Here is a 12,662-nt window from a genome sequence, read left to right as displayed (position 1 = left end):
GGTTGGAACCCGTTGGTAGCGGTTCAACGCATCTCGAAAAATGACAGTGTTACCGCTTGTCTTGCAGCCTTAGAGTCACTGTGATCGGGTCAGCGTCGCCGTTGACTTTCTCAATATAAAATTGCCGCTCCCCGGACCATTTAAACGAACACTTTTCCCTACCATCACACTGAAAATTTCTCTCTCCCGGAATTTTAAAAATAATCTCGCCCGACGAATTGTCGACAATATTATGAACAGTGGCAATAACCGCCCCATCTTTATCGCACAGTTCGGACCCTCTGCGCAATATTACAGCCTTCGACTTGAGGAATGACTCTGCAGCAAGGCAACCTTTTGGCGGCTCAGCGGTAAAAACGGGAACTGTGGCGGCGGCGGTTGCCCCACCTGCCGCAGAGCGAAACTCGGGGCTGCGTAGCAACTCCCTCAGCGCGACCTTCAGCGCGTCGTTCGAGGCCGCAGCCGCCTCACCCGCGGGCCCTTGCGGGCCTGGCTCGCCACGAAGCCCTTGAGGTCCGCGCGGACCGACCGGCCCTTCAGGGCCGATATCGCCCTTGGCACCACGTCCTGTCCCAAGCGACTCCGCTACAACCCTTTTTCTCAGTTCCTCCAACTGCGCCTCAAGCTGGATCACTCTCGCCTTTGAAGCCTCAAATTCATTCTGAAGGTTGGTTGCATACGACCCGGCCGCCCACACGGAGCCTATAAGGGCAAACAGAATGCCCGCACCGCCGGCCATCTGGAAAAAATGCGTTGCTGACTTGGTTTCGCTCACTTCCGTCATCCCCCGACAGTCGTACCTTTTTCATGGCAACTGCAGGGTGCACTCCGCAAGCGGAAATGCGTCACGCCCCGGCGGTTCCTGATTGCTCCACCTTCATAAGGCGGGGTGGAGCAAGGTGAGGCGGTGGGGTGGGTGGAGCAGCGCTAAGCCCGCCCTCGGCCTTCGTGGCGCCCCAAAGCGTACCCAGATTTAATTCGAGAGCCACCTCGCCCCCGATCGGGCGCGGCGCGATTACGCCCCTAGTCGCTCCGCCGGTCTCGACAGCGCGATCGTAGGGGGAAGGCGATCGCGTCACCTCAAAAGCCTGCGTATCGGCCCGGTTGCGAGACGCCAATGCGCAGGTGTTTCCTTTGGGCCCGCACGTGGCCCAGCGATCCGCATAGAACCGGCGACCATCACGTGCCGGACTGCCATCTTGCGAGCTCGGGAGACCTCGTTCGGGTCTTCCAAGTTGTCGGCGGGTCCCAAGCCGGGCTTTGGTACTGGGTGAGTTGTCGGGCTGCGTCTGGCGGCGCAGACGCAATGCAGCGCGCCGACGGCTTTTGCGCGACACGCGAACAAGCGCAGACGGCCGCCGAGCACGCGTATCTATGGGAACGAGGTTGAGGCGATCTGAGTGCCTCACTCACCCGCAAGGAACAATCGATGCTTTCAAGCCTTCCCTTTAGGCTCGCCGGTCTTCTGCCCCTCAGTGGCTGGCGAGTAGTCGGCCGGGCGGCGGTGGACATCTCGTCGCTCGGCCGAACCAGCGGGCGGGTTGATCTTCACGCACCACTACTGCCGCAACGCAAGAGCCCTAACCGCTTAAAAGGCAAGTTTATAATCGATTACAAAGCGATTTGAACGAATCCGACTTAAACCCTCATCGGATATGGGCAATTCTTTAGCCATCATCAGAAATGACACGGCTTCAATTGCCCTTACAGATCTTGAATAGGACTTGAAATCATCATCCGAAAATTCATCAACAGCCCCATGAGCAACCAGATTTCTCTGGCGAAAACCATTGATAATGTCTTCGACTACGCCCTCTCTTAATATGCCAACACCAAATCGTTTTAAGACCTCTTGGACAATGCGAGCATAGAAGTCTCGTGATGTTTCAGTACGTATTCCTTGATCTTCCCCTTAATTCGTTGAATCACATCTGACGAGTATCCTAGTTGGCGAGCAATTTCTCCACCGGCTTGAGCAACAAGCTCGATATGATCTAGCTTAATTGCTTTTTGTATGCGAGCATTTGGCAAGTTGGAGAACCAATTGCAGGCATTGATCATGCGAGGCCCTGACATCTCACCGCGTAGCGCTAGCGACTCAGACATCAGCGCATACGCCGTATTCCACTCACTTTCTCTTGCGATCCAAGCTAATAGCCCATCGCGCATAGCTGAAAGATCGCTATCATCCCAGACAGCAAACGGTGATCCGGCCGCAGCCGCTCCGTAAGAATGATCAAGCTCTCTCTTGGGCCATATGTAATGAACTTTATGCTCCCCATGGTACTGCCCATTCCTTAACTTTCGAAGCATTTGCCGCTCGGATATTTTGCTAATTCTTATATTTCCAGGATTCACCTCTTCCCCTAAGCAAAAAGAGATAAATCTAGAGATACACATTAAATCGCTAAAGTATTGCTTGAGAAATGAAGATGCTTTGTACTCAATAGAAAATATCGGCCAAGCCTTTGTTTTACCTCTAATATTATAATTATAAGATGCAGCGTATGATACTTTATATGTCTTACCGGCAGCATCAATCTTCAAAATTTCTCTATTGCTACGACTTCCAAATCTCGATTTTAGAAATTTTCCGAACAGAGTTTGATTTTTTAAAATATTCATTGAACCTTCTAGCGTAAAATAAGCTACCTTTACCGTATCTAAGGCATTCCAAGCATCTGGACCAATAACAGTAGTATTTGCTATTACTTTATGTGTTTGACAGACATGCCCTGTTGATCTTGACAAGGATCGTGGACCCATCAGAACGATGTTGTGCAACGATGCAATATCAAGCTCCTCAGTCTTTAGGCAGACTACATCATCTGATGTAATACTAAATCCATCACCATAGCTATATAATTTTGCAGACATTTCATCTGGCCCAACATTCAAAATACCAGATAGATTCCGGCCTGTGTTTAACTCAACACAATGCAACGGCCCACGCTGCTCACTGCTCATTACGACCTCAATATTGCAGACCAAAATTTCATCATTGATCGCAGCGCTACAGGTTCAGATCTCAACTCCAAGTTCGCCGCTTGACGGCTTGAATCTATTCTAAGCTCCTCCCCTCCGTACTTAAAATCGAATGGCCAGCCGAGGCTGCCCACGGCCGGCTTGAGTTGTCGACAGCACTCACTTCTCGCGCGTCGTCGTTCCGGGGTGCTGCTTCCCGTACTTTTCGGTCACGAACCGACCAGTGCTCGAGCTTCGATAGGCTCCGCCCGTGCTGCCGCTCTTCCCCGGCGCCTCGCGCACCGTGCCGGACGGGTTAGACTTGCCCTGCCCCGGCGGAACGTATCGCCCGGTGCTTGAGCTCCGGGTGGGCCCGCCGCTTTTTCCAGCCATACTCTTATCCTCACTTTTCGGCCGCGGGCACAACATCTAGTGGCTTCAGCCGGTTCCGATACACCACAGGATGAGGCATGGCGCTTGGTTGTCAAGCCGTCGGGCTGCAACGCGCTGTTGACAATCGTTCTCTATTCGTTCTTATATAGTCTTCCGCTCGCCTGCCGGCTTAAGCGCGCGCCCGTGACGAGCGGGCAACCCCGGGGACATCGATGACGACCATAGACCGCCCGCCTCCCCTCGACCGCGCGGATGCGCCGGTCTTCGACCACGCCCAGCGACCTCCGCAAGACTTTTGGGACCAGCCGGTCGCTGACAATGACAACGAGCCGCGACGCTCCGGCCGGTCGATTGGAGAGCGGCTGACTGCGGAAGAGGAGTTCGTGCTCGCGACCAAGATCCGGATCGCAGATGCCGCGACTCAGAGTGACCGCCCCACGACGCTGTCCTGGCCCGTCGAGAGAATGCTGCGGCTCGGTGGCTATGAGCGGGCGTTGCGCGTGGCGCAGGCCTACAAGCGAACGTGGGACGTGGTCGCGGCCAACTTCCAGCTTTTCGGCAGCGCGCTCGATGACGCCGACATGTACTCCATCGCCCAGCGGACGTGGCGCGACCCGGCGAGCGGCGAGGTCCGATACAAGGGCGTTCAGCAACCCAAGAGCGCTGATCGAGGCGATGGCTGCTATCAGGTCATCGGCGGGCGCTCCAAGCCGACGCCCAAGGCTTGGCGAGGAGATGAGCCCCTCCATAGACGGATGGACGCACAGCGGCTTCTCTGTGCGGCCCAGGCCCTTGCCGGCCCGCTTTGTCAGCCGCTCGAGTTCGCCGTGTGTTTCGGCGCAACGCTAGGCGCCGTCGGTGAGCGCGAAGGTTTCTCGGGCAAGGCCGCCGAGGCGGTCGGAAAGGCATTCGTTCTGCGCGGCCTTGCGGCCGTCGCTCCACTCTTTCCCTGCGCCGACAATGACAACGGTGAACTCTACGCCGCTGCTTGAGCGGTATAGTTAGAGAGCACCTCTCATTGAGCCCCGCCGCACCCGCGCGCGGGGCTTTTTCTTTTCGCCCGCCATGCCGTGGGCGTCACAAGCCACATAGGAGATCAGAGAATGACCACCGTCGCCGGCCTCGCGGAGGCCGTCGCGTCAGCAACGCACGTGCCCAAAGCGGAAGTCTGCCAGCGAATTCGAGCGCTACGCGAGACCGGGCTGCTTCCGACCGCCCTGAGCCGGCACAGCCTGCCGCACGTCACGTCCCGCCAGGCGATCCTGCTGCTCCTCGCGGTTCTCCGCGGCGGTCCGATCAAGGACACTGTCGAACACGCATCTTCCTACGCCGCGCTCCGGGAAGACGAGAACCTCGACTGGTCCCTCGCTTGGCTGCTTGAGTTCGAGCTCGACGAGATCCGTGCCGGCCGGAGCTTGTTCGAGGAGCTTCTCCTGATCGAAGAACCGCTCGCCGCGTCGGTCCGCTACTCCGACGGCTGGGTGAAGATGAACGACGGCGAGCCCGTTCGTTACGCCACCCGCCTCATCAGCTTTCCTCGCGCTGGGCTCGAGAAGCTCGCCCACGCCCTCGATTGAAAGATTCTCATGTTCCGAAAATCAAAGACGGCCGCACCGGCCGAACTCTTCGTTGTTCCTCGACTCGTCGATGTTGACGCCGACTACGCCAGGCTTGCCGAACTTCGCTCGAAACTTCTGGACGAACAGGCCGCAAAGAAGGCCGAGAAGGGCTCGGTCGAGGACGAGATCGTCGCCGCCCCCGCCCCGGTTCGCCGCGTGAGCGCTGCCGTCGCTGCAGTGCTAGGCGACGACGTCGACGATGGTCCGGTAGTGCTGCGCAATCGCCTCGCTGAAATCAACGCCCGCTTGCGCGTCATCGAGGACGCTCTCGCCGAGCTCGATAAACGCATTACGGACGCCAAAGGCCGAGCGAGCCGCGCTGTTTGCGCCCAAGTGAGGGACGAATACGCCCGCCGCGTCGCCGAGATCTGTGCCGCCCTCGTCGAGGCCGAGAAGGCCAACGACGCCTATATGGACCTCATCGACGAACTCGAGGCCGAGGACGTTTCGTGGACGTCCCTGACCCCCATGCAGCCCAGCATGCTCGGCAGCCGCCGCTACGGCGAGACGCGCGTACCTGCGTACCTGCGTGAGGCCGCGGCGGCCGGATACTGGAATGAGGCCGTTCGATGAGCGCACGTCTTGAACGGGCCGATCAGCGCCTGCCCGCGGAAGATCGCAAGGTGCTGGTGCGCGGAAAGCCGTACGCGCGCCCGGGCGACGATGCGAAGACGATCGCTCGTCATCTGCGGCGCGATGCCCGCCTGAAGGCTGCGGAGAGAACCGTTGCCCGAAAGTGAAGCGCGATTCTTAAGCTCGCCGCTACCGGCCTCCGAACATCGGCTGGCCGGCTACGCGGCTCGGTTCAACGAACGAGCCAATATCGACGGTGAGTACATCGAGGTCATAGCGCCTGGCGCCTTTGCGCAGTCGCTCAAGGCCAACGATCAGCTTGCCCTTCTCCACCACTTCAACGTCGCGATCATTGGCCGGAAGTCGTCGGGCACACTTCGCTTGCGCGAAGACGCCGTCGGCCTTGCCGTCGAGATCGACCTCGATCCGAGTACGCCCGACGGCGCCACGGCGCTCGGGCTCGTTCGTCGAGGAGACCTCCGCGGCATGTCGTTCGGGTTCTGGGTTCGCTCTGAGTCGTGGGAAGAACCGAAATGGCCCGCACTGCCGGTGCGCACGCTTCATGAGGTGCGCCTGACAGAAGTGTCGATCGTGGCCTATCCAGCCTACGGAGGCACCTCGATCGGCCTTGCCTCCCAGACCACTGGGGCAGCCTCGCCCGGCTACCGTGCCAGGCTAGCCCGGCTCGAAGCCGCAGAGAAGGCGATCGGGCGACCCAGTCGGTAGGGGTTCCTCCGACACGGTCGCCGCCTCTCTTAAGGACCGGCGCGGTCCCACAACGTCAGCGCTAACACAGTTTTTGCCTCAGGCGCGCAAACGCGCGCTCGCACGTACGCGCCCACGCGCAAGCGCGCGCGAGGCCGGAGGGGGAGGGTCGAGGACGTCGGCCGTCGGCCCCAGGGACCGGCGTGGGCACAACGCACACATTCCCACAATTCAAATGTTGAGGCGGCTCCAACGCCGCCTCAACGCAACCCTATCAAACTTGAGGAGATTTCCCTATGCCCGCAGCACTTGGTGGTGCACTTTTCTCGGTGTTTGGCGCAGCCGGTATCGGAGGCGTGACCTTAATCTCCGGCACGACGCCGGCGACCGTCGTCGGCGCGGCGGTGCTCCGATGACCGGCCTCGTCGGGGCGGCCGCGAACGGCCGCATCCTCATGGTCGCTGACGCGGCCTGCTATCGCCATGACACCGGTGAGGCGATCGGCTTCGCCCGAAAAATCCTGCCGCTTCCCGGCACGCTCGCGGTCTTCTGTTGCCGCGGTCCGGCGAACGCTTGGCCGGCTTTCGACGAGGCGTGCCGTAAAGCCAAGCTTCGCAGCATCGACGACTTTATCGCACGCGCGGATGCGATCTTCGCGGACACGATCAGCCGCCTCGGAGAGGAAGCGTCGCACGCGGTCGACGTCGTAGTTGCGGGCTGGTCCGCGAGCCGCCGCCAGGCGCTGCTCCTGCTGCAGTCGAACCATGACGCCCATGGCGTGCCGGCCGGCGCGCTGGCGACCGTCCGGGCCTTTTGCTCGGTCGCCGAACAGACGATCGACCCAGCGCAGTTCACCGTCGAGCGAGGGGTCGAGTTGCTCGAACTCCAGCGGTTGACACCCGCATCTGAAATCAGCGGCGGGCCGGAGCTCACAACCGTCGGCGGTTGGGTCGACGCCGTCGAGATCCGCGCTGGCGCGCGGCCCGTCGTTCGTCGAGTGCACGAGTGGCCGGAGGACGTAGTCGGCGCTGCATTAGCCGCCTGACACTGACGAGTCGGCGAGCTTGCGCGGCTCCGCGAAATAAAGGTGCTCGAACTGCTCGCCTGAGAAGTCGGCGCGCCTTGGCTGGCGCCGTCTGAGCAGGATGGTTGCGATGGCGGTCACCGCCACGCCAGCGGCGAACGCTAGCGCGAGCGCAGCGCCATTTCGATCAAACATCGTCGTCCCTTTCCCGTGTCCGAGGTCAAAGCCTCGGGGCCGACAACGTTCCCTCGCCCGGCCATCGCGCCGGGCTTTCCTTTTCCGAGATCCCAAATGACCGAAACGCCGAACTTCCCAGCCGACGAACCGGTTCGTCTGGCCGACGAGCTCGCCATCGCGACGATGAGCGAAGCCTTGGCGCGCTCGCCGGTTCCGATCGAAACGTGCGCGCATTTCATTGGCGCGGCCGCCGGCCTGTTGCGGGCGACCACCGGAAACGCCTTCGCGGCCGACCTCCTCCGCCATCTTGCGGCGGAAGCCGACGCCGGAGAGATTATCGTTGGCTGAAGATCTCGAACGGCTCGTCGTCCAACTCGAAGCTTCTCTGACGAAGTACGAGAAGGAAATGCGTCGCGCTAACGGCATCGCCGAGCGCGAATTCAAGAAGGTCGAGCGCAGCGCGACCTCGATGAGCAAGAAGCTCGACGGTCTGACGTCGGGGTTCGGCCGTAGCCTGATCCCCAGTTTGGGCGCGATCGGCGCGGCGCTGTCGATCAAGGAAGTCGGCGCTTACGCCGACGCGTGGACGAAGGCGAAGAACAGCCTCGCGGTCGCGGGCGTCGTCGGGCAGCAGCAGGCGGCAGTTCTCGATGCGCTGTTCGCTTCGGCCCAGAAGAACGCGGCCCCGATCGGCGCGCTGGCCGACGTCTACGGCAAGGCTGCGCAGGCGCAGAAGGAACTCGGGGCCTCGTCGGCGGAGCTCTCGCAGTTCGCCGACGGCGTCGCCGTCTCGCTGCGCGTCGCGGGCAAGTCTTCGACGGAAGCCGCCGGCGCGCTGACGCAGTTGGGCCAGTTGCTCGGCTCGTCGCGCGTCATGGCGGAAGAGTTCAACAGCGTCAACGAGGGCGCGCGCCCGATCCTGATGGCGGTGGCGGCCGGCCTCGACCAGGCCGGCGGCTCGGTCTCCAAGCTCAAGCAGCTTGTGAACGAGGGCGCGGTCTCCAACCGAGCGTTCTTCCAGGCCTTCCTCAAGGGGATGCCGACCGTTCAGGCGATGGCGGCGAACGCCACGCAGACGCTCGAGCAGGGATGGACCAAGGTTGAAAATTCGCTGATCCGCTACATCGGCAAGCAGGATCAATCGCTCGGCGCGACGGTCATTCTGTCGAACGCGCTCAACGCGCTCGCGGACGACTTCGACAACACCGCCGACACCGCCCTCAAGGTCGCAGGCGTCATCGCTGCGGCGCTCGTCGGGCGGGCGATCGGCGGCATGATTGCGAGCTTGGGCGTGGCCAGCACTGCGGTGCTGCGGTTCCTGGCGATCCTCCGGACGGCGCAGGGCGTCGGACTTGGCGGACTAGCCGCTTCCATGGGCACCCTCGGCTCTGCCGCGGGCCCGCTGGGCGCGATCATCGCTGTCGCCGCGACTGTCGGCCTTTATTTCGCCAGCAGCGCCACAGCGGCCGACGAGGCCGCGTCGCGGGCGTCGGACTCGATCCGCTCGCTCGGGCTGTCAGGCGGCTCGACCGCCGGCCAGATCCGCAAGGCCGCTGACGCGCTTCGCGACCTCACGGAGGTCCAGCGCAAGGCGCGGATGGCCGACAACGAGGCGCTCATCGCCGAGAAGGCGAAAGAGCTCGGGCAAGTCTCGCTCAAGGACGTCGGCGTCAACGGCCGCTCCTATGCGAACGCCGGCGCGCTGCAACTTGCCAACCAGCTTCGCGACCTGAACAAGCGCGCCCGCGAGGGCCGCATCAGCCAGGAGTCGTACAACAAGGCGCTCGACGATCTCGTCGAGAAGAACCCGAAGCTCCTCAAGACTGCGGAGGCGTATCAGCGCATCGCGGCCGAGATCTTCGCCGCGCTTAAGAACCAAGAGGCTCTCACCAAGGCGGCCGAGGCCGGCGCGCGCGTCGCGGCGCCGAACCGCCGGGCCGTCGAGGACGCCTCGATGGCGACGCTCGAGCGTGAGCGTAAGGACGCCCAGCAGTTCCTCGACCGCCGCAAGCTCGAAAACTCCGACGAGCGCGAACAGAAGATCGAGGAGCGAGCCGAGAAGATCGCCGCCGCGCTGGAGAAGGCCGGCAAGATCATCGACCGGGTCCAGATCCGGGTCCAGGCGACGAAGGAGATCGACGCCGAGTTCTCGGCGAAGCAGTCGCAGTCTTTTAATGGCGACGCGATCAAGGACTACGTCGACCGGGTCATCAAGGTCGAGAGCGGCGGGCGGACCAACGCCAAGAACCCGGACTCCACGGCGACCGGCCTCGGCCAGTTCATCGAGTCGACCTGGCTCCGCCTGTTCAAGAAGCTCTACCCCGAGCAGTTCTCGACCATGTCGCGCGGAGCGATCCTCGAGCTTCGCAAGAATGGCGAAATCTCGAAGAAGATGATCGAGGAGTACGCGAAGGAGAACGCGTCGGCGCTGCAGGCGTCCGGCAACGCGGTCACTGAGGCGAACCTTCACCTTGCGCACTTCCTCGGATCGGGCGGCGCCAACGCGATCCTCAAGGCGCCACGCAACGGCCTGGCGGCCGACTACCTCGACCGCGACGCGGTCGCGGCGAACCCGACGATTCTTGGGCGCGGCAAGACGGTTCAGGACGTCCTCAACTACGCCGATCGGCGCGCTAACTCGACGCGCATCGCGGCCGGAGATCTGACGCCCGAGGAGAAGTCCGCGAAGGACTTCACCGACATGCTTCGCGATAGCGACGCCCGCACGGCGGCGCTCGCCCGCGAGACCGAGGCGCTCAACCAACTCACCTATGCGCGGGAATACGCGGCCGAGAAGGCGCGGCTTCTAGAGGAGGTCGAGAAGGACGGCCAGAAGGCCACGCCCGAGATGATCAAGTCCATCGAGGACAAGGCGGCTGCCTACGCGAAGGCGCAGGCGACGCTCGAGACCTCGAAGACCTCGATTCAAGGGATGCGGGAGGCGGAGCAGTTCTTCGCCGAGGGCGCCACCGGCGCCTTCACCGACATCATCACTGGCGCGGCGACGGCGAGCGAAGCCGTCCGCAAGCTGGCTGCCTCCTTCGCGGAGGCCGGCATCAAGGCGCTCCTGATGGGTCAGGGCCCGCTTGCCGGGCTCTTCGGCACGTCGGGCAAGGACGGCGGACTGGGCGGTCTCTTCGGCGCGCTGTTCGGCGGCTTCAAGTTCGCCGAGGGCGGCGTGATGACGCCGTCCGGCCCGCGGCACCTGGCGCGATACGCGTCGGGCGGCGTGTCGGACAAGGCGGCGATCTTCGGCGAGGCCGGCCCCGAGGCGGCGGTGCCGCTGCCGGACGGCCGGCGCATCCCGGTCAATCTCCGGATGCCGGCGATCGGCAAGAACAAGCCGATCCCGCGGTCGAGCTCGACGCTCAACTTCCGGACGACGATCGATCTCACCGGCGCCAATGGCGACGAGACGATCAAGCGTATCGCGAAAGAGCAGGCCGAAGCCGGCGTGGCTCAAGGCCTCCAGGCCTATGACCGGAATTTCCGGAATCGCGTCGAGTACATGAACACCCACGAAGTGTGAGGTGGAACAATCGCTGGGGTTAAGCGTCTAGCAATTGATGGCGCGTCCCAACGTCATCACCGCTTGAGAAGCCCGGCGCGGTCCCCCGTCGCGTCGGGCTTTTTCGCCCCAGAGAGGCGCGCCCGTGCCAGACGCGATTGTACGTTGGCTGCCTGAAGGCACTGTTCCGACCGAAGGCGATTTCCGAGATACCGTCATCACGCCAGGCAGAGCCCCTGTGCAGCTTGAGCGATGCGCCAACGGTCGAATGGCCTTGGCTCGCGCCCGCTTCGACCCGGTCAGGGACGGCATGCGAGCCTGGGTGAAAGACGGCGACCGGATCTATGCGCCGGACGAGATCGAGCCGAAGTCATGAGCGACGAGGCTGCAGACAAACCTCCGAAGCAGCTTTACGGGGCTGATAAGACAGAGGCCCGCCTGAACGCGACCACGGTGGCCGCGAGAGAGATCATCGAACGCCAGCGGGCCGCGCAAGACGCCAAGACGGAACGACTGAAGGCGGCTCGGCTGGCGCGCGACGCGGCGGAGAAGGACGAGCCGGAGGGCTGAACGGCACGTCATGCGGCGCTCGACCAAAGACCGATTGGGCGCGATCAATTCCCCGGCTAGGCGGAACTTAACTCCACGAACCGCCTTTCGATGCCATGACAAGAACCGAACTTACCCAGCCCGAGCACCTGATGCTTCGCCTCCTAGCCGAGATGCCCCAGGCGGTGCCGTTGGATGGAGATGCAGTGGCTCACCTCGACTCGACGGGGCTGATCGAGCGCGTCGACGAAGGGTTTCAAATAACCGCCTCCGGGCGCGTCCGTGCAAGCGAGCCGCGGCGTGCAAATGATCCCGGAGCGATCACTCGGACTGATGATCTACCGTCATCCCCTTCCGAATAAACAGAAGGGTCTTGTACTCCTTCCATTGCCGCAGTTCCAAATTCAAATCTCGAAGACGATCCTCGGCTCCAGATAGGTCAATGCCCTTCGTCTTTAGTCTGAATACTAAATGGATTTGATTGCTCACAGCGTCAGCAGCCTGCTCGACCTTACGCTCCGCGAATGCAATTTCCTCGTCAATGTGGTGTGTCATAAGACACCCTATGTTTTGCGTGGCTCTATTTGAAGTTGCGCGGCGGGTGCTGATGTCAAACGCGTCTGCGACTAATAGCTTAGCGATATGAATGATTTCTCGCGAATGTGAATTAAAGTGCGCGGCGGCGCTGAACATTCGGCCTTATTCATCCGCCGCGCGCAGCCTTTCGCTCCGCCTTGCGCCGCTCGACGAGCTTGCGCGCTTCCGCGAACGCATCCTCCTCACCGCGGCTCGCGCTTACCGGACGGCCCAGCGGCGTCCGCTGCCGGACCTGGCGGGCCTGCAGGATCGCGGCGAGGTCCGCCTCGGTGAACCGCCAGTCCCGGCCGAACTTCGAGCCGCGGCCGGCGTCACCAGCCGCTCGAGCCATGGCGTTGGGAGTAAGCTTCAGACGAGCCGCTGCCTCATGAAGCGTGAGGATCTCGCCGAGTGGTTCGTCGGGATTGGTCTGCATCGGCGCCTCCGGTTCGGAGGTCGATCATGACGTGGGAACGGATAGGGAACAAGGTCGCGTACGTAGTCGCACTTACTCGATCGCGCTTGTGGCGCGTCGCGGAATCGGGAAGCGTGTCCGTGGGTGTCGAAACCCGGA

The 12,662-nt window shown here is 62.1% G+C and carries 14 protein-coding genes; 10 read left to right on the top strand and 4 right to left on the bottom strand.

Annotated features, from left to right (window positions below):
* Nucleotides 1–49 precede the first annotated feature (49 nt).
* The gene (locus tag K6K41_RS10370) at nucleotides 50–775 is read right to left on the bottom strand and encodes a collagen-like protein (RefSeq protein WP_261404969.1); all 726 of its coding nucleotides are present in this window, start codon (nucleotides 773–775) and stop codon (nucleotides 50–52) included.
* Between the two features lie 1,067 nt (nucleotides 776–1,842).
* Nucleotides 1,843–2,967, bottom strand: coding sequence for a hypothetical protein (locus K6K41_RS10365; RefSeq protein ID WP_261404968.1), 1,125 nt, complete (start codon nucleotides 2,965–2,967; stop codon nucleotides 1,843–1,845).
* A 602-nt stretch (nucleotides 2,968–3,569) separates the two neighbouring features.
* Between K6K41_RS10365 and K6K41_RS10360 the strand changes: the two genes are divergently transcribed.
* From K6K41_RS10360 to K6K41_RS10315, 10 genes are all read left to right on the top strand, one after another.
* Nucleotides 3,570–4,349, top strand: coding sequence for a hypothetical protein (locus tag K6K41_RS10360; RefSeq protein WP_261404967.1), 780 nt, complete (start codon nucleotides 3,570–3,572; stop codon nucleotides 4,347–4,349).
* A gap of 111 nt (nucleotides 4,350–4,460) precedes the next feature.
* Nucleotides 4,461–4,934: a hypothetical protein gene (locus tag K6K41_RS10355; protein WP_261404966.1), complete on the top strand. Its 474-nt coding sequence runs from the start codon at nucleotides 4,461–4,463 to the stop codon at nucleotides 4,932–4,934.
* Between the two features lie 9 nt (nucleotides 4,935–4,943).
* Nucleotides 4,944–5,549, top strand: coding sequence for a hypothetical protein (locus K6K41_RS10350; protein WP_261404965.1), 606 nt, complete (start codon nucleotides 4,944–4,946; stop codon nucleotides 5,547–5,549).
* Nucleotides 5,546–5,716 (top strand): hypothetical protein, encoded by a 171-nt coding sequence (locus tag K6K41_RS10345; protein WP_261404964.1) that lies wholly within the window; start codon nucleotides 5,546–5,548, stop codon nucleotides 5,714–5,716. The genes K6K41_RS10350 and K6K41_RS10345 overlap by 4 nt, the downstream gene beginning before the upstream one ends.
* The gene (locus tag K6K41_RS10340) at nucleotides 5,703–6,275 is read left to right on the top strand and encodes an HK97 family phage prohead protease (protein WP_261404963.1); all 573 of its coding nucleotides are present in this window, start codon (nucleotides 5,703–5,705) and stop codon (nucleotides 6,273–6,275) included. The genes K6K41_RS10345 and K6K41_RS10340 overlap by 14 nt, the downstream gene beginning before the upstream one ends.
* A gap of 391 nt (nucleotides 6,276–6,666) precedes the next feature.
* Nucleotides 6,667–7,299 (top strand): hypothetical protein, encoded by a 633-nt coding sequence (locus K6K41_RS10335; RefSeq protein ID WP_261404962.1) that lies wholly within the window; start codon nucleotides 6,667–6,669, stop codon nucleotides 7,297–7,299.
* 270 nt (nucleotides 7,300–7,569) lie between these two features.
* Nucleotides 7,570–7,803 carry a hypothetical protein gene (locus K6K41_RS10330; RefSeq protein WP_261404961.1) on the top strand — a complete coding sequence of 78 codons (234 nt, stop codon included), beginning with the start codon at nucleotides 7,570–7,572 and terminating at the stop codon, nucleotides 7,801–7,803.
* On the top strand, nucleotides 7,763–10,984 hold the full coding sequence (locus K6K41_RS10325) for a tape measure protein (protein WP_261404960.1): 3,222 nt from the start codon (nucleotides 7,763–7,765) through the stop codon (nucleotides 10,982–10,984). The genes K6K41_RS10330 and K6K41_RS10325 overlap by 41 nt, the downstream gene beginning before the upstream one ends.
* A 124-nt stretch (nucleotides 10,985–11,108) precedes the next feature.
* Entirely contained in the window at nucleotides 11,109–11,339 is a 231-nt protein-coding gene (locus K6K41_RS10320; RefSeq protein ID WP_261404959.1) for a hypothetical protein, read from the top strand.
* The gene (locus K6K41_RS10315) at nucleotides 11,336–11,533 is read left to right on the top strand and encodes a hypothetical protein (protein WP_261404958.1); all 198 of its coding nucleotides are present in this window, start codon (nucleotides 11,336–11,338) and stop codon (nucleotides 11,531–11,533) included. The genes K6K41_RS10320 and K6K41_RS10315 overlap by 4 nt, the downstream gene beginning before the upstream one ends.
* A 300-nt stretch (nucleotides 11,534–11,833) precedes the next feature.
* On the opposite strand, the gene K6K41_RS10310 is transcribed toward K6K41_RS10315, so the two are convergent.
* Both K6K41_RS10310 and K6K41_RS10305 read right to left on the bottom strand, forming a co-directional pair.
* Nucleotides 11,834–12,205: a hypothetical protein gene (locus K6K41_RS10310; protein ID WP_261404957.1), complete on the bottom strand. Its 372-nt coding sequence runs from the start codon at nucleotides 12,203–12,205 to the stop codon at nucleotides 11,834–11,836.
* A 10-nt stretch (nucleotides 12,206–12,215) separates the two neighbouring features.
* On the bottom strand, nucleotides 12,216–12,524 hold the full coding sequence (locus tag K6K41_RS10305; RefSeq protein WP_261404956.1) for a hypothetical protein: 309 nt from the start codon (nucleotides 12,522–12,524) through the stop codon (nucleotides 12,216–12,218).
* Nucleotides 12,525–12,662: the final 138 nt, after the last annotated feature.

Source organism: Chenggangzhangella methanolivorans (assembly GCF_019797865.1).
GTDB classification, from domain to species: Bacteria; Pseudomonadota; Alphaproteobacteria; order Rhizobiales; family Methylopilaceae; genus Methylopila; species Methylopila methanolivorans.
Note: the sequence above shows the minus strand (reverse complement) of the source record. Positions and strands in the feature narration are given on the sequence as shown.

Bases quoted from the DNA above. Each gene is read 5' to 3' on its own strand.
- K6K41_RS10360 (WP_261404967.1), top strand. From the start codon at position 3,570: ATGACGACCATAGACCGCCCGCCTCCCCTCGACCGCGCGGATGCGCCG.
- K6K41_RS10315 (WP_261404958.1), top strand. From the start codon at position 11,336: ATGAGCGACGAGGCTGCAGACAAACCTCCGAAGCAGCTTTACGGGGCT.
- K6K41_RS10310 (WP_261404957.1), bottom strand. From the start codon at position 12,205: ATGTTCAGCGCCGCCGCGCACTTTAATTCACATTCGCGAGAAATCATT.
- K6K41_RS10345 (WP_261404964.1), top strand. From the start codon at position 5,546: ATGAGCGCACGTCTTGAACGGGCCGATCAGCGCCTGCCCGCGGAAGAT.
- K6K41_RS10305 (WP_261404956.1), bottom strand. From the start codon at position 12,524: ATGCAGACCAATCCCGACGAACCACTCGGCGAGATCCTCACGCTTCAT.
- K6K41_RS10330 (WP_261404961.1), top strand. From the start codon at position 7,570: ATGACCGAAACGCCGAACTTCCCAGCCGACGAACCGGTTCGTCTGGCC.
- K6K41_RS10355 (WP_261404966.1), top strand. From the start codon at position 4,461: ATGACCACCGTCGCCGGCCTCGCGGAGGCCGTCGCGTCAGCAACGCAC.
- K6K41_RS10335 (WP_261404962.1), top strand. From the start codon at position 6,667: ATGACCGGCCTCGTCGGGGCGGCCGCGAACGGCCGCATCCTCATGGTC.
- K6K41_RS10365 (WP_261404968.1), bottom strand. From the start codon at position 2,967: ATGAGCAGTGAGCAGCGTGGGCCGTTGCATTGTGTTGAGTTAAACACA.
- K6K41_RS10350 (WP_261404965.1), top strand. From the start codon at position 4,944: ATGTTCCGAAAATCAAAGACGGCCGCACCGGCCGAACTCTTCGTTGTT.